This is a genomic window from Bacillus coreaensis, from assembly GCF_050586445.1.
Lineage (GTDB): Bacteria > Bacillota > Bacilli > Bacillales > Cytobacillaceae > Robertmurraya_A > Robertmurraya_A coreaensis.
This window is the reverse complement of record NZ_JBOCCY010000005.1, coordinates 257,305-276,236: the sequence shown is the minus strand read 5'-3', so window position 1 is coordinate 276,236 and position 18,932 is coordinate 257,305. Positions and strand designations below refer to the sequence as shown.

At 38.1% G+C, this 18,932-nt stretch carries 19 protein-coding genes, 1 tRNA gene, 2 pseudogenes and 1 riboswitch; of the genes and pseudogenes, 6 read left to right on the top strand and 16 right to left on the bottom strand.

What is annotated here, in order from left to right; all coding sequences use genetic code 11:
• Positions 1 to 98: 98 nt before the first annotated feature.
• The 3 genes and pseudogenes from ACQ5H4_RS10645 to ACQ5H4_RS10635 form a co-directional block, all read right to left on the bottom strand.
• Positions 99 to 1,211, bottom strand: a pseudogene (locus ACQ5H4_RS10645) (vitamin B12-dependent ribonucleotide reductase); the annotation flags it as partial.
• A 266-nt stretch (positions 1,212 to 1,477) separates the two neighbouring features.
• Positions 1,478 to 2,914 (bottom strand): annotated as a pseudogene (locus ACQ5H4_RS10640) (vitamin B12-dependent ribonucleotide reductase); the annotation flags it as partial.
• A 387-nt stretch (positions 2,915 to 3,301) separates the two neighbouring features.
• Positions 3,302 to 4,138 (bottom strand): lipoate--protein ligase family protein, encoded by an 837-nt coding sequence (locus ACQ5H4_RS10635; RefSeq protein ID WP_430774897.1) that lies wholly within the window; start codon positions 4,136 to 4,138, stop codon positions 3,302 to 3,304.
• Positions 4,139 to 4,311: 173 nt separating this feature from the next.
• On the opposite strand from ACQ5H4_RS10635, the gene ACQ5H4_RS10630 reads away from it, so the two are divergent.
• A complete protein-coding gene (locus ACQ5H4_RS10630) occupies positions 4,312 to 4,692 on the top strand; it encodes a rhodanese-like domain-containing protein (RefSeq protein WP_119709106.1) in 381 nt (126 codons plus the stop codon).
• Positions 4,693 to 4,747: 55 nt separating this feature from the next.
• Here ACQ5H4_RS10630 and gcvPB read toward each other — a convergent pair whose 3' ends face one another.
• Genes gcvPB through gcvT form a run of 3 tightly spaced genes read right to left on the bottom strand, consistent with a single transcriptional unit; the run spans position 4,748 to position 8,668 of the window.
• Positions 4,748 to 6,205, bottom strand: a complete 1,458-nt coding sequence (gcvPB, locus tag ACQ5H4_RS10625; protein WP_430774896.1) for an aminomethyl-transferring glycine dehydrogenase subunit GcvPB — start codon at positions 6,203 to 6,205, stop codon at positions 4,748 to 4,750.
• Positions 6,198 to 7,544: an aminomethyl-transferring glycine dehydrogenase subunit GcvPA gene (gene gcvPA, locus ACQ5H4_RS10620; RefSeq protein WP_430774895.1), complete on the bottom strand. Its 1,347-nt coding sequence runs from the start codon at positions 7,542 to 7,544 to the stop codon at positions 6,198 to 6,200. The genes gcvPB and gcvPA overlap by 8 nt, the downstream gene beginning before the upstream one ends.
• Before the next feature lie 17 nt (positions 7,545 to 7,561).
• Complete coding sequence (gcvT, locus tag ACQ5H4_RS10615; RefSeq protein ID WP_430774894.1) at positions 7,562 to 8,668, bottom strand: glycine cleavage system aminomethyltransferase GcvT; 1,107 nt, start codon at positions 8,666 to 8,668, stop codon at positions 7,562 to 7,564.
• A gap of 146 nt (positions 8,669 to 8,814) precedes the next feature.
• Positions 8,815 to 8,906, bottom strand: a riboswitch (glycine riboswitch).
• A gap of 167 nt (positions 8,907 to 9,073) precedes the next feature.
• Between gcvT and ACQ5H4_RS10610 the strand changes: the two genes are divergently transcribed.
• Together ACQ5H4_RS10610 and ACQ5H4_RS10605 are read left to right on the top strand one after the other, a co-directional pair.
• A complete protein-coding gene (locus tag ACQ5H4_RS10610; RefSeq protein WP_430774893.1) occupies positions 9,074 to 10,762 on the top strand; it encodes a DEAD/DEAH box helicase in 1,689 nt (562 codons plus the stop codon).
• The gene (locus ACQ5H4_RS10605) at positions 10,740 to 11,534 is read left to right on the top strand and encodes a YqhG family protein (RefSeq protein WP_430774892.1); all 795 of its coding nucleotides are present in this window, start codon (positions 10,740 to 10,742) and stop codon (positions 11,532 to 11,534) included. Before ACQ5H4_RS10610 ends, ACQ5H4_RS10605 begins: the two co-directional genes overlap by 23 nt.
• A gap of 10 nt (positions 11,535 to 11,544) precedes the next feature.
• Here ACQ5H4_RS10605 and ACQ5H4_RS10600 read toward each other — a convergent pair whose 3' ends face one another.
• The 8 genes from ACQ5H4_RS10600 to comGA all read right to left on the bottom strand — a co-directional run bounded on the left by ACQ5H4_RS10600 (position 11,545) and on the right by comGA (position 15,771).
• Complete coding sequence (locus tag ACQ5H4_RS10600) at positions 11,545 to 11,751, bottom strand: YqzE family protein (protein ID WP_430774891.1); 207 nt, start codon at positions 11,749 to 11,751, stop codon at positions 11,545 to 11,547.
• A gap of 65 nt (positions 11,752 to 11,816) precedes the next feature.
• A complete protein-coding gene (locus tag ACQ5H4_RS10595) occupies positions 11,817 to 12,188 on the bottom strand; it encodes a hypothetical protein (RefSeq protein WP_430774890.1) in 372 nt (123 codons plus the stop codon).
• Positions 12,185 to 12,625, bottom strand: a complete 441-nt coding sequence (comGF, locus tag ACQ5H4_RS10590) for a competence type IV pilus minor pilin ComGF (protein ID WP_430774889.1) — start codon at positions 12,623 to 12,625, stop codon at positions 12,185 to 12,187. Before comGF ends, ACQ5H4_RS10595 begins: the two co-directional genes overlap by 4 nt.
• On the bottom strand, positions 12,609 to 12,932 hold the full coding sequence (gene comGE, locus ACQ5H4_RS10585) for a competence type IV pilus minor pilin ComGE (protein ID WP_430774888.1): 324 nt from the start codon (positions 12,930 to 12,932) through the stop codon (positions 12,609 to 12,611). The genes comGF and comGE overlap by 17 nt, the downstream gene beginning before the upstream one ends.
• Positions 12,916 to 13,350 carry a competence type IV pilus minor pilin ComGD gene (gene comGD / locus ACQ5H4_RS10580; protein WP_430774887.1) on the bottom strand — a complete coding sequence of 145 codons (435 nt, stop codon included), beginning with the start codon at positions 13,348 to 13,350 and terminating at the stop codon, positions 12,916 to 12,918. The genes comGE and comGD overlap by 17 nt, the downstream gene beginning before the upstream one ends.
• Positions 13,343 to 13,663, bottom strand: a complete 321-nt coding sequence (gene comGC / locus ACQ5H4_RS10575) for a competence type IV pilus major pilin ComGC (RefSeq protein ID WP_430774886.1) — start codon at positions 13,661 to 13,663, stop codon at positions 13,343 to 13,345. The genes comGD and comGC overlap by 8 nt, the downstream gene beginning before the upstream one ends.
• Positions 13,664 to 13,682: 19 nt before the next feature.
• A complete protein-coding gene (gene comGB, locus ACQ5H4_RS10570; protein WP_430774885.1) occupies positions 13,683 to 14,714 on the bottom strand; it encodes a competence type IV pilus assembly protein ComGB in 1,032 nt (343 codons plus the stop codon).
• Positions 14,701 to 15,771: a competence type IV pilus ATPase ComGA gene (gene comGA / locus ACQ5H4_RS10565; RefSeq protein WP_430774952.1), complete on the bottom strand. Its 1,071-nt coding sequence runs from the start codon at positions 15,769 to 15,771 to the stop codon at positions 14,701 to 14,703. Before comGA ends, comGB begins: the two co-directional genes overlap by 14 nt.
• 146 nt (positions 15,772 to 15,917) lie before the next feature.
• Between comGA and ACQ5H4_RS10560 the strand changes: the two genes are divergently transcribed.
• A tRNA-Gln gene (locus ACQ5H4_RS10560) sits at positions 15,918 to 15,989 on the top strand.
• Positions 15,990 to 16,155: 166 nt separating this feature from the next.
• On the opposite strand, the gene ACQ5H4_RS10555 is transcribed toward ACQ5H4_RS10560, so the two are convergent.
• A complete protein-coding gene (locus tag ACQ5H4_RS10555) occupies positions 16,156 to 16,533 on the bottom strand; it encodes a Spx/MgsR family RNA polymerase-binding regulatory protein (RefSeq protein WP_430774884.1) in 378 nt (125 codons plus the stop codon).
• A 201-nt stretch (positions 16,534 to 16,734) separates the two neighbouring features.
• On the opposite strand from ACQ5H4_RS10555, the gene ACQ5H4_RS10550 reads away from it, so the two are divergent.
• Together ACQ5H4_RS10550 and ACQ5H4_RS10545 are read left to right on the top strand one after the other, a co-directional pair.
• On the top strand, positions 16,735 to 17,433 hold the full coding sequence (locus ACQ5H4_RS10550; RefSeq protein WP_430774883.1) for a helix-turn-helix transcriptional regulator: 699 nt from the start codon (positions 16,735 to 16,737) through the stop codon (positions 17,431 to 17,433).
• Between the two features lie 87 nt (positions 17,434 to 17,520).
• Positions 17,521 to 17,766, top strand: a complete 246-nt coding sequence (locus tag ACQ5H4_RS10545) for a DUF2626 domain-containing protein (RefSeq protein ID WP_066049620.1) — start codon at positions 17,521 to 17,523, stop codon at positions 17,764 to 17,766.
• Positions 17,767 to 17,825: 59 nt separating this feature from the next.
• On the opposite strand, the gene ACQ5H4_RS10540 is transcribed toward ACQ5H4_RS10545, so the two are convergent.
• Positions 17,826 to 18,902, bottom strand: coding sequence for a class I SAM-dependent methyltransferase (locus tag ACQ5H4_RS10540; RefSeq protein ID WP_430774882.1), 1,077 nt, complete (start codon positions 18,900 to 18,902; stop codon positions 17,826 to 17,828).
• Between the last annotated feature and the right edge of the window lie 30 nt (positions 18,903 to 18,932).

The following is an 18,932-nucleotide window of genomic DNA, read 5'->3' as shown; positions in this document are numbered from 1 at the left end:
TCATTTCATCAACCTAGTTATACAGGTAGTATGAACAAAAAAATAAAGAAACGAAAAAAGAGGATGGAACAATTATTTCCATCCTCTTTAACCTCAAATTATAGACCACACTTTAACTGTGCGTTACAGTTTGTACAAGTGTTACAGCCACCGATTTCTTTTACTTTTCCTTTGCGACATACAGGACAAGTATTTCCAACTTCAGAACCAATGGTTACATCAGTCGAACGAAGATCCGAAATGGTATCAACTAATACCACATGTGTTTTTTCCACATTTGGCTCAAATTCATCAGCCGTATTTTCTTCTGCCTTCAGTGTTAATACCTGGCTATCACGTGATCCATCCACATATACGGTACCACCCTTTGCTCCACCGCGGTATAAACGCTCATACACCTTTTCTACCTGCTCAACGCTATATCCTTTTGGCGCATTTACCGTTTTACTTATTGAACTATCAATCCATCTTTGGATGACACATTGTACGTCAGCATGCGCTTCAGGTGAAAGCTCCATCGCTGATACGAACCAGCTTGGCAAATGATCAGGATCCGCTTCTGGGTGTCGGTCAAGATAATCTTGTACAATATCTGCCTTTACTTCAATAAACTTCCCAAGACGTCCACTACGGAAATATGAGAACGAGAAGTAAGGCTCAAGACCCGTGGATACACCTACCATTGTTCCAGTTGATCCTGTAGGAGCTACTGTTAGCAAGTGAGAATTACGGATTCCAGTTTCTAGAATAGCTTCTCTCACATGCTCAGGCATCTTTTGCATAAAGCCCGTTTGCGTAAATGCTTGACGAAGACGATTCGTTTCTTCATCTGTATTGCCTACAAGGAACGGAAAGCTGCCTTTTTCCTTCGCTAATTCAACAGATGTTTCATAGGCTGTCGTTGCAATTGTTTCAAACACTTTATCAATTAGAACATTTCCTTCTTCAGAACCGTATTCTGTCTCACAATAGATCAGAAGATCATGTAAGCCCATTACACCAAGTCCTACACGTCTTTCTCCTAATGCTTGGTTCTTATTATCTTCAAGGAAGTATGGTGTAGCATCAATAACGTTATCTTGCATACGAACGCCGACAGCGACCGTTTGTCTTAACTTTTCAAAATTAACCGTTTTTGTCTCTTTATTTGCCATCTCCGCTAAGTTAACAGCAGCAAGGTTACACACGGAATATGGTGCTAGTGGTTGTTCCAATTTTGTTAACCTAAAGGCTTTTTATCCTCTAGTTCTTACGGTTGTATTCCCGCAAGTTCAGCATATCTTTTCATTGCACACGATACTCTTTCGGTAGATCCTGTGTAATGCTGCGGCCTCGTGGACGGGTTATATTCTCTTTCAAGGTTCACCGTCTATGCGTTGCCCCTGACTAAACTTTTACATTCAGCCTTCGGTTCGGATCAGCATCTCAGCCTTCCCGCTTTATTCCGCAGTTTTTTACATGAGGCAAACTATTTACCACATGGATTTGTAGCTACTACTTGTTGACCATATGCTTTCGCATTTGTCATATCGTTTGCGTTGTCGATGAAGAAAATTCCAGGCTCAGCTGAGTATGTCGCACAGATGTTAATAAGATTCCATAATTCTTTTGCCTGGATCTTTCTGTACACTCGTACTTTATGGCCTTGTTTTTCCCACTCACGAACGTCCCCGACTTTATGCCACTCTTCGTTGTAAATTTTCATTTCCTCAGCATCGTAGCTTTCCACATCTGGGAAACGAAGTTCGTACACAGTATCATTTTCAACTGCAGTCATAAACTCTTTCGTTAAACAGATAGAAATATTCGCGCCTGTTAAGAATTCTGAGTTATGAACGGAGAAATTTCCTCCAGTAGCAAGCTTTTCTTCAGCGTCCGCAATGTTTTTCTCAGAAAAACCACCATGACCTGGAATCGTTTTGTAATTAGCAATACCTTGGTACATAGCACGCTCACTCTCTGTAAGAGGAGAAAACTTTAGTTTTTCTTTCGCATATTTTTTAATCGTTTCATCTTTTGTTGTCTCAAGTAAGAAACGAAGAATTTTTGGATTTTGCATTTTTGAAATAATGAATTCAATAATGTCAGGATGCCAGTCGGCTAACATGATCATTTGAGCACCACGTCTTGACCCACCTTGTTCAACCAAGTGAGTTAGCTTTGCAATATCATCCAACCACGATACTGAACCAGATGATTTGCCGTTTACTCCACGAGCAAGTGTGTTTCTTGGTCTTAGGGTTGAACCGTTCGTTCCAACTCCACCACCGCGGCTCATGATTTCCATTACTTGCTTACGATGCTCGGAGATTCCTTCACGAGAATCTTGCACAAATGGCATAACATAACAATTGAAGAATGTTACTTCTGTTCCAGCACCTGCTCCATAAAGAACTCGTCCTGCTGGAATGAAGTTTAAGTTAACTAGTTCCTGGTAAAACTTCTGGAACCATTCAGCCTTCTTTTCTTCTGTTCTCTCTACTGAAGCCAAGCCTGTTGCGTTGCGTTTCGCAATTTGCTCATAGAACACTTCCAATGGCTTTTCAATGACATCAAGCGAACGATTAATAACTCCTGTACTAGCTTCTTCCGGGTCATCTAGAACTCCTCTAAACTCCTCATCAACAAGCACTTTAGCCATCTTTTGGTCCCAATCAATTTCAAGAATAAATCCAAGACCTCTCGCAGGAAACTTCGGATCTTCTTTAATTGTAAGAACAACAAAATCTCCGTTCGATAATGTTAGCTTTTCCGTATCTTTAAATGTATAACGGTCAAGCATAACTAGTCTTGATACCCCTTTATGAGTAATCTTCATATCTGGGGTTACTGGATGCACCTGAGGAAACAAGCTAATGTCCTTGTTCAAGCTCTCGACATCAATATTCATTTTTTTTCTAAACGCAACAGACATACACACAACTCCTTTAAAATATACAAATGCTTCTTTTAATCTACTCTGTAAAAAACTACTAATAGAAATTTAGAATCTAGCACAGCTAGGAATATTCTTAAATTACCACAGTCCAATTGTGAAATCAACTATATTGTCTACATATAGTATATATTTTTCCAAAACAACCACTATATATTGTGTTTAGTTCAAACACCTGCAATTTTGTCAAACTCAAAAAAATTAAGAATCTAGCGAAAAGAGATGATTTTTGTAGATTTTCGAGCGAAAGCGATAAATTTTAACAAATTTCGCTCCTTGCTTTTTCTAACAATGAGACAAACCTACGTACTATAGGCTTTTTTCCTATAACTTTACAAAAAAAAGAAAAGCGACATATTTCGACGCTTATCTTTTAAAATTCCATTCATTACTTTCATACCGTTCTCGCGCCAGTTTATGAACATATTCTAGCTGCTCTTCCGAAAGTTCAAATGGTTGCAATTCTATATTTAGCCCTTGTTCGAACCCCTTTTTAAAAGCATGTTTGGCTTCTTCTACCTCTATTTGTCTTGAACTAATTTCATTAATGGCCACAGCCTTGTTTTTAAAGGCTTTTTGCATACGTTCTTTTACTCTTTCGTTCGGATATTTAAAAAGACTAAACAGCTTATCTTCATCTATATCTAGTAGGATGGAACCATGCTGCAGAATAACACCTTTTTGTCTTGTTTGCGCACTTCCTGCTACTTTTCTTCCCTCAACAACTAGCTCATACCAGCTTGGAGCATCAAAGCAAACAGCTGAACGAGGATTTTTTAGAGAATCTCTTTCTTCTGCTGTTTTAGGAACCGCAAAGTAAGCTTCTAACCCTAGTAGCTGAAACCCTTTTAATATTCCTTCAGAGATTACGCGGTATGCTTCTGTTACCGTTTTAGGCATGTCGGGATGTTCTTCTGTCACAATAACACTGTAAGTTAGCTCTTGGTCATGAAGTACCCCTCTCCCACCGGTTGGTCTACGTACGAAACCGAGGTGATGTTCTTTCACCTTATCAAGATCGATTTCCTTCTCAACCTTTTGGAAATACCCTATAGAAAGAGTAGCCGGATTCCAGCCATAAAAGCGGATAATTGGCGGAATCTCTCCTTTACTATGCCAATCAAGTAATGCTTCATCCAATGCCATATTAAAAGAAGGAGATCCTTCTCCTGAATCAATGAAACCCCATATTTCTTTGTTCATAATGAAACCTCTTTTTCTAATGTTGAAATCTAGCTCTATTAGCTTAACAAATGAAACGAATGAAAGAAAGTAACATGTACTCAAAAATTAAGTTGTTCCTCTTTACCCAAAGTCTCAACATCGATATAATATAACTTGGCGTAATGCTTGTTCGAAAGGAGACATGTTACTTTATGGATACTCTTTATTTTATCCTTATACTTGTAGTTGCCATTATCGCTTACTCTGTGATTACATGGCTCTACCAACGAAAAATTGTAAAAACGCTGAATGAACAACAATTCCGTGAAGGCTATCGAAAAGCTCAACTAATTGATGTGCGTGAACCGAACGAGTATGAAGCAGGACATATTTTAGGAGCTAGAAACATTCCTCTATCGCAATTTAAAATGCGCATGAAAGAAATTCGTCCTGACAAACCGGTTTATCTATATTGCCAAAGTGGGATGAGAAGTGGCCGTGCAGCACAAACACTTTACCGTAAAGGTTATAAAGATCTTTCTCACCTTGAAGGCGGATTCAAAAAGTGGTCTGGTAAAATTAAAGTAAAGTAAGAGAAAAGGATTCCTAGCTCTTTAGAGCGGAATCCTTTTTGTTTTCTTAACATCACTATGCTTGATACCTCAAAATTGGCTTTCTTGCAGCTGTTGTTTCATCCAATCTCCCTACAACTGTTGTGTGTGGAGCTTCTTGAACAATTTCAGGGTTCTCTTCTGCTTCCTTTGCAATTTGAATCATTGCTTCAATAAATGCATCTAGAGTTTCCTTCGACTCTGTCTCTGTTGGCTCAATCATGATGCATTCCTCTACATTTAGTGGGAAGTAAATAGTTGGCGGGTGATATCCGAAGTCCAACAGGCGCTTCGCTATATCTAATGTACGTACACCCAGCTTCTTTTGTCTCTTTCCACTTAGGACGAACTCATGTTTACAATGCCTGTCAAACGGTAAATCAAAATATGGTTCAAGACGTCTCATCATATAATTCGCATTTAAAACAGCATATTCCGTCACTGCTTTTAATCCATCCGGACCCATTGTACGAATATACGTATAGGCTCTTACATTAATCCCAAAATTACCGTAGTATGGTTTTACACGTCCAATTGACTGTGGGCGATCGTAGTCTAACACAAATTCTCCGTCTTTCTTCGTAACAATTGGCTTTGGTAAGTATGGAATTAAATCTTTCTTCACCCCAACAGGACCAGAACCAGGACCACCGCCACCATGTGGGCCAGTGAATGTTTTATGAAGGTTTAAATGGACAACATCAAAGCCCATATCTCCTGGTCTAGCTTTAGAAAGTACTGCATTTAAGTTTGCTCCATCGTAATAAAGCTTTCCACCAGCTTCGTGAACAATCTGCGCCATTTCCAGAATATTTTCCTCAAACAAACCAAGAGTATTTGGGTTGGTTAGCATTAGGGCAGCCGTGTCTTCTCCAACAACACTTCTTAGGTCATTTAAATCGACTAATCCATTTTCATCGGACTTAACAGTAATGGTTTCAAAACCTGCGACTGTTGCTGAAGCTGGATTTGTTCCGTGAGCGGAGTCTGGTACAATTACCTTTGTTCTTTTTGTGTCGCCATTTGCTTCATGGAAGGCACGAATGAGCATAAGTCCCGTCCACTCACCATGTGCACCTGCTGCAGGCTGCAATGTAACTTCATCCATACCCGTAATCTCAATTAGATGCTCCTGAAGATCATACATAAGCTCCAATGCACCTTGAACAGAGCTTTCATCTTGAAGGGGATGTAGATGAGCAAAACCAGCTATACGAGCTACGTTTTCGTTGATCTTTGGGTTGTATTTCATCGTACAAGATCCAAGAGGGTAAAAACCGGAATCTACTCCATGATTTCTTTTTGAAAGAGCTGTGTAATGACGCATGATATCAAGCTCAGAAACCTCGGGTAGGTTTGGTTCAACAGCTCGCAAATAATCTGCTGGAATTAAATCGTCTATGTTTACCTCAGGGATATCTGTCTCTGGGAGACTATACCCTATTCGGCCAGAGGTACTTAATTCAAAAATGAGCGCTTGGTCTTCCTTATGCATGATAATCCCCCATTCGATCAACAAATAGATCTATTTCTTCTTTTGTACGTAGTTCGGTTACTGCTACAAGCATGTGATTCTTCAACTCTGGATAATTACGCCCGAGATCAAAACCTCCAATGATTCCTTCCTGTAAAAGCTGTTGGTTCACTTCTTTCACAGGCTTATTTAAGACAACAACAAATTCGTTAAAACATGGTCCATTAAAGGCAATTGTGAATCCTTTATTTTCAAATGCCTTCTTTGCATAGTGAGCTCTTTGGATATTGCTCACAGCCATTTCTTTGACGCCTTTTTTCCCTAAAGCCGTCATAGCGACAGATGCAGCTAGAGCATTCAACGCTTGGTTTGAGCAAATATTAGATGTTGCCTTGTCACGTCGGATATGTTGTTCTCTTGCTTGAAGCGTTAAAACAAATCCTCTTCTTCCTTGATCATCTTTTGTTTGACCAACAAGACGACCAGGAATTTTACGAACCAACTTATTCGTTACAGCAAAATAACCGCAATGTGGTCCACCGAATGATGTTGGAATTCCAAACGGTTGTGCATCTCCCGCTACAATATCAGCACCAAAGGCTCCAGGAGGTGTTAATGCACCAAGGGACAAAGGATTGCTTGATACCACAAACATTGCTTTGTTAGCATGTATGATTTCCTCGAGTTCTTTCATCGGCTCGATTCTTCCAAAGAAGTTTGGATATTGAACGATAACGGCTGCAATATCATCACCCATTTCGCTCTTTAAAGCATCCAAATCAGTCACACCATCTTTGTATGGAATCTCTACGACTTCTACGTATTGTCCTTTAGCATACGTCTTGACTACATCCTTTGTTTCTGGATGTACCGTACTAGAGAGAAGCACCTTTTTACGCTTCGTATGACCAGAGCTTAGCATCGCTGCTTCTGCCAAAGCAGTACCCCCGTCGTACATTGAAGAGTTTGCAACGTCCATACCTGTTAATTCACAAATCATTGTTTGAAATTCAAAGATTGCCTGTAACTCACCTTGTGAGATTTCTGGTTGATATGGTGTATACGCTGTGTAAAATTCTGAACGAGAAAGAACATGATCAACAATAACCGGCATGTAGTGATCATACACACCTGCCCCTAAAAAAGAAGTATGTGAGCGTAAGTCGGCATTTTTAGCAGCCAAGGTTGTTAATTCTTTTAATAAGGCTGTCTCCGATTTAGCTTTTTTAATCTTATATTCTCCCTTAAACTGAACACTTTCTGGAATATCGTTAAAAAGCTCCTGAACATCGGAAATTCCGATTTCTTCTAGCATGGCTTTTTTATCGGTTTCTGTCATTGGTAAGTAGCGATGCTTCATGACGTTTGTTCCTCCCCTTATTTCTTTTCCCTTTTATAAAATGGTGTTGGTACCACTTTTACCTTCAAGCGTTTCCCACGAATCTCAATGGTTAGCTCCGACTCTCTAGTTACGACTGCTGAATCCACTAACGCTAAGCCAATGTTTCTTTTCAACGTAGGTGATTGTGTTCCAGTCGTTACTTCTCCTACAAGTTGTTCACCCACATACACCGGATATCCATGTCTTGGGATGCCTCGGTCAATCATTTCAATGCCTATTAGTTTTCGAGGAACTCCAGCTTCCTTTTGTTGCTTTAAAGCTTGCTTCCCAATAAAATCTTCTTCCTTATTTACTTTCACAGCGAAACCAATACCCGCTTCTAGCGGAGAAATCGAGGAAGAAAGCTCCTGACCATACAGGGCCAAATTAGCCTCGAAGCGCAGAGTATCACGAGCGCCTAAGCCACATGGAAGAACGCCTTCTTCTTTACCTACCTCAAGAATTTTTTCCCATAGGTAAGTCGCATCTTCACTATTACAGTACACCTCAAAACCATCTTCTCCGGTATACCCAGTTCTTGAAACAAGTGCCTCTTTTCCTCCAATCTTTACTTTCTCTTGAAATTTAAAATATCCAATTGTCGAAAGCTCCACTGTTTCAACTAGTTTCTGAAGAACCTGTTCAGCAAGCGGGCCTTGAAGAGCTAGCTGGCCCATTTGTTCAGAAAGATTCAGAAGCGTTACATCCCCTTCAACATGATCGTTTAACCATGTGAAGTCTTTTTCAATATTAGAAGCATTTACAACAAGCAAATAATGGTCGTCATTCAATTTATAGATTAGAAGATCATCGACCGTACCACCATTCTCGTAGCACATAGCAGTATATTGGGCACCACCAATTTGCAGCTTTGATACATCATTGGTCATCATTTTTTGAAGGAAGGCCAAACTGTCTGTCCCTTTCACTTCAACTTCTCCCATATGAGAAACATCGAACAAACCTGCCTTCGTTCTTACAGCCTCATGTTCTTCTTTAATGCTTGAAAATTGTACAGGCAGTTCCCATCCTCCAAAGTCAATGGTTTTCCCACCATACTTCTGATACACATCAAAAAGCGGTGTTCTTTTAAGTTGCGCCACTATTATTTCCCCCTTATAAAATCATAAAAAAAAGGACAGAGACCCCCCTCTTTACTTAAGAAAGGTCTCTGTCCTGGCACCTGAAAGTTTACCGTTTGGCTGTCCCCTTTGGTGGCTTCAAATGAATGAAGCGCTCTCCAGAGTTGCGTCAAACAAGAGTTCTTTTGCCTGAGAGATTCACAAATTTTTGTTTGCTCCTTCGGCGCTACTTTGAAGTAGTCTCTCCCCTTGTTCTCATTCGCATTATAAAAATTCCCAATTTGGATAATACTAAGCTGTACTTATAGAACATTCGTCAAAATAAATTATAATGTGACAAATTTCAAAACTTTTAAGATATTAACATCCTACCATTTCGAAACCCATACGGCAATATATTTATCGATCAAAAAGGGAGTTGTTTTTATGACGGTAGAGATTGAGTTTGATTCCACTTGGCAGGAGGGGCTGGTAGAGAAAATTTCAAATGATGGCCCTTGGGGGAACTTTGAGTTATATAAACTAGCGGTAGAAGTTGAAAAACATACGGTTATTGATAATTTTGAGGGATTACAAGCTCCCAAACATCTTCCTCAATTAACACCGCTTCCCCATCAGTTAGAAGTGGCCAAGCAAGTAGTTGAAAACATGAACGGAAAAGCTATCCTTGCAGATGAGGTAGGTCTAGGGAAAACGATTGAAGCAGGACTTATTTTAAAAGAATACATGATCAGAGGTCTTGTAAAAAAAGTCCTCATTCTTGTACCCGCCTCCCTTGTGACCCAATGGTCATATGAGTTAACAAGTAAGTTTTATATTCCGGCAGTTTCTCAACGTAAAAGCTATGTGTGGGAACAGTGTGATGTGGTCGTATCTTCTATTGATACAGCGAAACGGGCTCCCCATAGAGAAATCATTCTCTCTCAAGATTATGATCTTATTATTATTGATGAAGCACATAAATTAAAAAACAATAAAACAAAAAACTATGAATTTGTACAAAGCTTAAAGAAAAAATTCTGCTTACTTCTAACAGCAACCCCAATTCAAAATCGAATTGGCGAGATTTTCAACCTTGTCTCACTTTTAAAACCAGGCCATTTAGGAAATGAATCTGTATTTAATGAAAAATATAAAAAAGATTCCCGAGATATCAACGATAATGAACATTTAAAAGAGCTTGTAAATAAAGTGATGATCAGAAATCGTCGAGCAGACACAGGTATTGAATGGACGAAAAGACAAGTTGAAACTATTCCTATTGAGCTTACTAAGGAAGAGCAGGACTTGTATGATTCTGTTACTGAACTACGGTCAGAGGGAGACTGGACAACCACATCCGCTTTCTCAGTCATGACTCTGCAAAGAGAAGCATGCAGTAGTAGAGAAGCAGTCTTTTTCACATTAAAAAATATGCTTGAAAAGAAGGAAAACCCATCAAAGGAATATCAAGATCAAATCACATATTTAATCGAGAAGGTAAACGCCGTACATACGAATTCCAAGGCGGTAAAAGCGCTTGAACTGATTCAACAAGTAAATGATAAGGTTATTATCTTTACGGAATACCGAGCCACTCAGCTCTACCTTCAATGGTTTTTAAAGCAAAACGGAATCAGCTCCGTTCCTTTCCGCGGAGGATTTAAAAGAGGTAAAAAAGATTGGATGAGACAGCTTTTTGAAAACAATGTACAGGTCCTTATTGCAACAGAAGCAGGAGGAGAAGGAATTAATCTTCAGTTCTGTAATCATATCATTAATTTTGATTTGCCTTGGAATCCCATGAGACTAGAGCAACGTATCGGGAGAATTCATCGCCTTGGGCAAGAAAAAGACGTAATGATTTATAATTTTGCAACTAAAGGAACTGTGGAAGAACATGTTTTAAAGCTACTACATGAAAAAATTAATTTATTTGAAAAAGTGATTGGTGATCTCGATGATATTCTGACTCGTTTAGAGTTTGGTAGCTTTGAGGATCATCTTTCAGATATATTCGGAAACTCCACCTCTGAAGGGGAAATGCGAATAAAAATGGACAACCTAGCCTCCATGATTCAATTTGCAGAAGAAGTTAAGGAAGGTGATTATCGTGCAGCAACAGGAAATTCATAATTTTTTGGTGAAGTACTTTACTGCTAATCAATGTGAGATACTCGAGAATACCGGCTCATATTTAACTGTGCAATTAACGGTTGAACTAGATAAGGAATTAATGAATCGCCCGTTTTACTGGCATTACTTAGAAAAAACAGGTGGAGTTCCAAACCCTATGAAACTTACGCTTATTACAGATCAAAAAAAGACACCTGACGATATTAAAGGAGAAGTCATACACTTTGGTTCACCAAGACTTCATCAAATATTCAACTCATCTAAAAACCTTGCTGGATATATTCGACTCTATGAAGATCATCAAGCAACCATGGGTCAACAAGTACCATTACGTCCTTGGTTAGGTATGAACGTAAAAATCTCCTATCAATGTGACCGTAAAAGAGATGTCTTTCGGTCGATAGGTCTACAATTAATTAATGGACAAATGATCGAGAACTTCCACGATGAACTGATAAAATTACAATTAGCTCGCAAAATACCTGACTACTCCTTTACCTTATCACCACTTATTATGCCGAATAGTGGGGTAACGCGAATTCAGAATATGATTCGCTCAAACATTCTTGAAGAAGATCATACATGGGCAAATGAGGCTAGAGAACGCTGGTCAAAAGACTTGAGGTTGCTGGAGCATTTTTATGAAGATGCGGAGGAAAAAGGCGAGAGCTATGATAATGAAAAACGAGCCTTACAGGAGCAATACGAGCCAAAAGTTCAAATTTCGATTATTAACGGTGGTATTTTTTACTTATCTGAAAAAGCGATTTAAAGGGAATGACTTATTTGTCATTCCCTTTAAATGATTTCTCTCTCTTTCCTTTGTTCATCATAATGACATATGGAAGAATACCAAACCAGCGAAAAGCAAATGCTTCTCTCGTTTCTTTTTTTTCCTTCCTCAGCTTTTTTCTTTCTTCCTTCGGTTGATCAATATATTTCACTACCGTTTGTGTAATGTATTTCACATAATCATTTATTGCGCTCATGTTCTTGCCTCCCTTATAGTCATTAACAGTATGACCAAATACTAGTTAACTAAACCCATAGGGTGCTACACTGGTAACATCCATCTTACTAATTTTCCGCTTCTTATCTCATACTGGGCTATCGCTTTAACAGAAAGTGTACCCTGAATCATAAAATAAGTAACTTCTACATATTGGTTAGAAATCTGTTTAACTGTATACGTCACTTTGGCGTTTGTGTATGTTGCCATTCCATCTATAGGAATTACACCGCCTGCCATTTCCTCAGAAATCCTCTTGGATGTGAGCAAAAATAAATACTGTCGTTTTTCTTGTTGATTGACTGAGGACACTATCCCTTTTTCCGATACATACTGATTAAACTCAATTGTTAAAAAAAGTGAGACTAGTAGAAAAATACACAAACTAATAGGATACATAAATCCCTTTTCATTCATGGGCCTCCCACCACCTGAAGGAAAGGAAACAGTTCGTCCTCATATACAACATGATTGTTACCAATAACAAGAATGGAGATACTATTTTGATTTTGATTGAACTCAACACTACTTATATTTTGCAACACTATTTCATGCCCTTGAAGTTGCACCAGGCGACGGATATATGGTCCATATTTCTCATACGTGACTAATTCCCCAACACTTTGCAAATAAAGCTTGCCGTTTTTCACCTCAACATAATCACAACCTTGAAGCTCCGTATTTAACTGACTAATAAAGAGCTCGAATTCTAGTTGTTGTGTACGGTTCGCAACATGGTTCATGTTTAAAATAATTGAAAAAATATAAGGTAAAAAAGACGCAAGCATACAATAAATCGTGAAAGATACCAACATCTCTACTAAAGTAAATCCCTGATTATTGAAAACTGTCACATATGAGAACTTCCTTTTTGAAGGAATTTTCATAGCTTACACACACCTCATTTTTAGACACTTCCTTTGTCACAGTAAATGGCTTCCCTTTTCTCTGTACTGTTAATTGGTCTTTGATAACTCCGGTAAACATTGCTTCCTGTAAAGAGTCATATAATATCTTTGATGCCTCACGACTATATTGGTTGTTAAGCGACTGCTTGCTCACCTGAATATACATTGGTAGTAAAAATAATGTTAGTACCAACCAAATTGACAGAGAAAGCAAAAGTTCCACAAGGAAAAATCCATTAGTTTTGTACAACATGAAATCTCCCCTTCCCTATGTTAAACGTAAATTTATACCGTTCTGCTTGTATATCGATATACAAAGTACCAAATGTATTTATATTTCCAGAGGTGTTATATCGAAAATACAAATTTTGTGAACCTTCTCGAATGTTCACTTTATTTGAGTATGTTCGATCGACAATAAATTTTCCATTTTGATCCTTAGCGTAATATCGATGAGATAGGGGGAAGATATTTACAGAAACAACTGTATGATTTGAGATAGCATATTGTTGCATGTAATAAAGGTCATCTTTGAATTGAGAAAAAAAGAGCTGTTTATCGAGGAAAAACATTTGAGGACGAACAAAAAGAAAAGAAAACGAGACAATCAAAGCAAACATACTTAACACAAAAATAGATTCTATTAAAGTAAACCCATGATTGTTATTCATTATTAGTTGAGACCACTCCCGTAGATGAGATTGTCACGATATCTCCATTTGGACAGGAGGATTGGTTTTCTTGTAAAAACCCTTCTGTTTGCAATTCTGCCAGACCAGTTGGCAAACGATTATTGTCCATTTCAAAGGACTGAACCTGTGCTTCTACCATTTTTATAAAAGCTTCACATCCTTTTTCCTTTATATTGCTGTTATGCTTACTGATATTCGGAACTGCAATGATTAATAATACTGAAATCACAAGCAAAACAATCATCATTTCAATAAGTGTAAAAGCCTTCTCATTTTGGATGAATTTTTTCATTTTTTACTCTCCTTAAGTTTTATATACCATCCATTAAATGAAACATTGGGAGTAGGATGGATAAATACATTGAAATAACCAATAATCCTACAATTAGATAAATAGACGGTTGAATAAATTTCATAATATGATTCACTTTTTCTTGGAATCTATTCATACAATAACTGCTAAAGAAAAGAAGCTCTTGATCAAGACGGCCATTTTTTTGCCCGTGCTGAATGACCATCGGCAAATCACGTTCAAATATCTTTTGCTTTTTAATAATTTCTTCAAGACTAGTCCCTTTTAATAAATGTTGCTTTAAATAAGCTCCTAGTTCTTGATCAAACTTGTTTTCCTTATTTCCTTCGAAGAGACTTACCGCCTCATAAATCGAAAGTCCCCCTCCTAGCAAATAACTCATTTGCACAGAAAAATAGTGAGTGATTAATAATTGGAAAAACACACCACACCAAGGAATGGATACTAAAATCTTCTTTTGTTTCATGGCGGAATAGTTTTTGAACACAAAAAGATAGTAACTAGCAAAAATAAGTAGAGTTACGACAAAGAGAATGCTAATGAAAGGGAATGTAGAACCAATAAGGATAATAACCTCTGTAAAGAGGTTTGAAGGTAAGCCCATGGACTGAAAGAGAGAGACAAACTTTGGTAAAAGAAATTGATCAACAAACACAAAAAGGAGAATAGTAGTAAAAACAAGAATAAGAGGATAAGTTACTATTTTAATTAGTTCTTTCTTGTCTTTCTGCTGCTTCATCATATAATTACTTGCTTCTATATATGCATGAGCTTGGCCACCATGTTGCTCTGCAAAATACACATAGCTAACTAAGGTTTGATGAAAGCCTAATTTTTGAATCACTAACGAAAAAGCGAAGCCCTCTCTTAATAATTTAATGCTGTTATTAAGTTCGAATTTCTTCCCTTCAGCCATCTGCAAGGAAGTAGATTCCAACGCTTCGGCAAGAGAGTAGCCCCTATCCAGTAATTCTCCCACATGTTTTAACAAGTTGGATTGCTCCGTTAATAGCCACTTATTTGATTTCATTGTCTAACACCCATCGATCATACTCCGTTTCTTTGATAAACCCTAATGCGATTCCCTTTGATATGACCTTTCTTAGAGTTATATAGTCATACGCTCTTTTCTCCCCTCTTGCTTCATTTATAACATGACTTAAAGGTTGACCAGCTAATATCTCAAAGACACATGCTTTTTTTGAACGATCACAAACAAAACAAGCGTTTGTACATTCTGTTGTACAGAGTGTACAACTAAGTTCTACTAACCTTTGAGCTGTTACTGCAACTAGCGTTTGTTCAATTTCAATCCAATCTACTCCAAACTCTAGGAGCCGATAAATAGCCCCCTTTGCATCTCTAGTGTGCATGGTTGATAACACAAGATGGCCTGTCAATGCAGCTCTAACGGCAGTTTTGGCTGTCTCACTGTCCCTAATTTCCCCCACCATAATAATATCTGGATCGTGACGAAGGATGGCTTTCAATCCAGCCGCATAGGATATTCCAGCCTTTTCATTCACTTGAACCTGTAAAACAGCGTCACTTTCCTTTTCAATTGGATCTTCTAAAGCAATCACATTTCGGTCAAATAAATTCGTGCTCTTTTCGAGCAAGGTGTATAAGGTAGTGGTTTTCCCACTTCCGGTTGGACCAGTCAAGATAATTAATCCGTGGGCATGTTTAAGTAAGGCAAGAAGCTTATTGGTCATATAAGGGAATAAGGAAACTTGGTAGGAAGGAATTGATTGGTGCTCGGGGAGCAGTCGTATGACTAAACTTTCTTTTTTGTTGCCAGGAAGAGTAGAGAGGCGTAAACCAATTTGCTGATGATCGACTACTATCGAATAAGAACCGTTTTGAGGACGTCTTTTTTCCCCGATATCCATGGATGCACTAAATTTAAAATGGGAGATTAGCCTTTCACATTCTTCAATAGGGAGCGAGTAGCGAGTGACGAGGCGATGTGCCACTCTGAATTGAACAAGAGTGTCATGCTTTCGGGGGATAATGTGGATATCGGTTGCTTGCTTTGTAACAGCATCCTTCAACATTCGATCAGCTAATTCTTCAATCGAAGTCACCAATAAGACACCACCTTTTCATTTGGATAAACCTATCGTATCATTTCAATAGTAAATGATGGGAGAAAAAGTGTGTATATTTTTCAACAAAGCAACCATAATAATTAGTACAAACACAGTATTTACATCATTAATTATTACAAAGATGGGCTATAGCCAAGCGGTAAGGCAACGGACTTTGACTCCGTCATGCGTTGGTTCGAATCCAGCTAGCCCAGTTAGAAAAGCGGAGAAAGCTTGTTCAGCCCCGACAGGCATAAGACGAATCTTGCAGGAAGGCCCGCCTTCCGGAGAGATTTGGCTTATGACCCCGAGGGGCTAGCTTTCGTAGCTGGACAACAAAGAAAAAAGGGAAGACGGCCGTCTTCCCTTTTTTTCTTACTGTTAGCTGCTTTTTTTAATTATTTTTTTGTTCACAATACTCTTCAATGCGTCTGGGTTGTAACCGACCACTAATTTTTTTCCATCAGTAACAATAGGTCTTTTTAGCAATCTCGGTTCTTCGACGACCATATTGATAACCTGTGAAAGAGTAAGATCATTCACATCTTGATTTAGACTTTTAAATATTCGACTTCTTGTGGCAAGCAATTCGTCCAATCCCTCTGTGGTAAGAGATAGTAATTCTTTTAGTTCCTCACTTGTCGGTGTTTCTTTAAATAAATGCCTCTCCTCATATGCAACTCTATTGGCTGTCAGCCACTTTTTCGTTTTACGACAAGATGTACAACTTGGATAAGTGAAAAATGTCAAATCATTCATCCTTTTCCCCGCCTTTTAAGTTGTTTTCATTATTTTGTTAAATATATTTTAACCTTTTGTATAACTTTTGTATAGTTATTTGTTCAATATTTCGCCAACAAGTTGTGAACATTTTATAAACTTACAGTGAATACAGTTTTTACTACCGTCGGCTGTATTATAATGGAATAAATTTAAGGAGATCCGAGAGGTGTGGCTAAGATGGAACAAACATTAAAAATAACAAATGTATTATCGGACCCAACTCGTTATTACATTTATCAGTACATTACAAAAAGACATCAAGAAGTTACCGTTCAAGAAATTGCAGACAATTTTAATATTCATCCGAACGTAGCAAGATTACATCTTTCTAAGCTTGAAGATGTGAATATGCTAATCTCGGAAACAAAAAAAACAGGCAAGGGCGGAAGACCAAGTCGGTTATACCGATTGTCCGATGACGTTATTCAGTTGAATTTTCCGTTCCGAGACTATCAAATGTTAGCTAAAATTACTATGGAATCCATGCTCTCTCTTGGAGAAGAAGGTCATAAAGTATTACGAATGACGGGGAAAAGATTTGGTAAGGAAATGATTGAACAAGAAATGGCCAGATCTCATAATGGAGAGTTCCCGACGTTTGAACAAAAGTTAAACACGTTAAAAAATGCTTCAACCATGGCTGGATTTTATCCAGAATTCGAAGTGAGTGAAGATCAGTCTCGTATATACTTCCAAATTTTCAACTGTCCATTTAAAGAAATCGCGACAGAACATCCAGATGCTGTTTGTGAAACACATCACGAATTTTTAAAAGGGATGTTTGAGTCACTATTTAATGAAGTTGAACTTGTAGAGAAGCAAAACATAATCAATGGCTGCGATGCTTGTGCTTATCAAGCATTAATAACGAATTAAAAAAACAAACTCCTGTTTACTTTTTCATAGCGTTTACATTATAATATTGTAAGGTAAGGGACTTGTAGGGTGAAAAGGAGGGATCATATGGATCGTATGTTTAGAGTAATGGGGTTTTGGACAGGTATTTTTGCCGTTATGTTCTACCTAGGGCATATGCCACAAACATCATTGCTATTCTTTGGTCAAACGGGGTTTTTCATTCTGTTAAGCTACCTAAAGCTTTCTGAACGTATGTATATTTATATTTTCGGTGCCTATTTAACAGTGTTCTTCGTTGGCTTTACATACTGGACAACATTTATGATGACACCAGGTGCTGGCGGACATTAATAGGAACGAAGCCCCATGAAAAAGGGGAAAAAGCGATGGGATTGATCCATCGCTTTTTATTATATAGAGAACTCCTTTGATATGTTTTTCGATTGAACGACTACTTGAAAGTGGCTACTCATTCCACCCGGAGTGATTAAACTCCTAATCGCTCGGTTTCGTTTACTTTGTTCCGAAAAGGGATTTGGATCATAATGATCTTTTAATAAATCTAAAATACCAATTTGTAAGAAGAATTCATCTTGCCTCATAAATCGTTCTAAGTTAAGGCCATACTTTTTTCCAATCTGAATGAAAGGATCCCACTGTACATGTGAGGTGATATCCATCTCACCTGGGTGTGCAAGGAGATTTGTTTTCATTGTGTGTTTCGCATATCCCCTTAAGCTACCTTGTGAGCGACCTGGTTCTTCCCATTCTGAGTCAGTATAACCGTAATCAACAGATAGCAAAATTCCTGAATCAATTATTTTTGAAATCCCTTTTATAAATTCACCCATCGCTAAGGGTACTTCCGCACGCTCGTCTTCTCGCAAGTTTCGCATATATTCTGTCACATAAGATTGAACATTCGTGTTTACTAGAGGTACTAATAACTCCTTTAAATCCTCGTTCTCTACCGTAATCATCACTTCATGAAGGATCCCCTTTCTCTTCTCGATCACATGTACCGGGAGAGCATCGAATAACTCATTCGAAAGAATCATTCCTTGAAAGCCTTTAAGCTCACTCAAGTTATTAATTATTTTAATTTTATCATCATCTATCGCTTTTTGAATAAGTTGCTGATGAAAAGGACTAGCCTCTAAGATGAAATATGTAATAGGATCGGTAGTTAATATACTCCATTCTTCCAAAAATGCTTGAGCAAATCTTCCTGATCCAGCCCCGATTTCACAAACAAAAGCAGGGATAACCCCCTTGGATACTTGCTTATAGTACCACCTTGCAATTAGCTGCCCATAAATATTTCCAATGTTACTTGTTGTAATAAAATCCCCTTGACGACCAACCTTCTCTCCAGCTTTCATATAATATCCACTTTCGCTATCATACAAAGCTACTGACATATATTCAGCATAAGAGATTTGCTGACAATTGGATGAAGTGATCAATTCTTTTATCTTTTCCTTCACTAGCATATCCCCACTATCCTCTATTGACAC

What these genes read in the sequence shown, in the direction of transcription:
- ACQ5H4_RS10550 (WP_430774883.1), top strand. Translation starts at nt 16,735, where the DNA reads ATGGAACAAACATTAAAAATAACAAATGTATTATCGGACCCAACTCGT.
- comGD (WP_430774887.1), bottom strand. Translation starts at nt 13,350, where the DNA reads ATGAATAACAATCATGGGTTTACTTTAATAGAATCTATTTTTGTGTTA.
- comGB (WP_430774885.1), bottom strand. Translation starts at nt 14,714, where the DNA reads ATGAAATCAAATAAGTGGCTATTAACGGAGCAATCCAACTTGTTAAAA.
- comGC (WP_430774886.1), bottom strand. Translation starts at nt 13,663, where the DNA reads ATGAAAAAATTCATCCAAAATGAGAAGGCTTTTACACTTATTGAAATG.
- ACQ5H4_RS10610 (WP_430774893.1), top strand. Translation starts at nt 9,074, where the DNA reads ATGACGGTAGAGATTGAGTTTGATTCCACTTGGCAGGAGGGGCTGGTA.
- comGE (WP_430774888.1), bottom strand. Translation starts at nt 12,932, where the DNA reads ATGTTGTACAAAACTAATGGATTTTTCCTTGTGGAACTTTTGCTTTCT.
- ACQ5H4_RS10545 (WP_066049620.1), top strand. Translation starts at nt 17,521, where the DNA reads ATGGATCGTATGTTTAGAGTAATGGGGTTTTGGACAGGTATTTTTGCC.
- ACQ5H4_RS10600 (WP_430774891.1), bottom strand. Translation starts at nt 11,751, where the DNA reads ATGAGCGCAATAAATGATTATGTGAAATACATTACACAAACGGTAGTG.
- gcvPA (WP_430774895.1), bottom strand. Translation starts at nt 7,544, where the DNA reads ATGAAGCATCGCTACTTACCAATGACAGAAACCGATAAAAAAGCCATG.
- ACQ5H4_RS10595 (WP_430774890.1), bottom strand. Translation starts at nt 12,188, where the DNA reads ATGAATGAAAAGGGATTTATGTATCCTATTAGTTTGTGTATTTTTCTA.
- ACQ5H4_RS10555 (WP_430774884.1), bottom strand. Translation starts at nt 16,533, where the DNA reads ATGAATGATTTGACATTTTTCACTTATCCAAGTTGTACATCTTGTCGT.
- gcvPB (WP_430774896.1), bottom strand. Translation starts at nt 6,205, where the DNA reads ATGCATAAGGAAGACCAAGCGCTCATTTTTGAATTAAGTACCTCTGGC.
- ACQ5H4_RS10635 (WP_430774897.1), bottom strand. Translation starts at nt 4,138, where the DNA reads ATGAACAAAGAAATATGGGGTTTCATTGATTCAGGAGAAGGATCTCCT.
- ACQ5H4_RS10630 (WP_119709106.1), top strand. Translation starts at nt 4,312, where the DNA reads ATGGATACTCTTTATTTTATCCTTATACTTGTAGTTGCCATTATCGCT.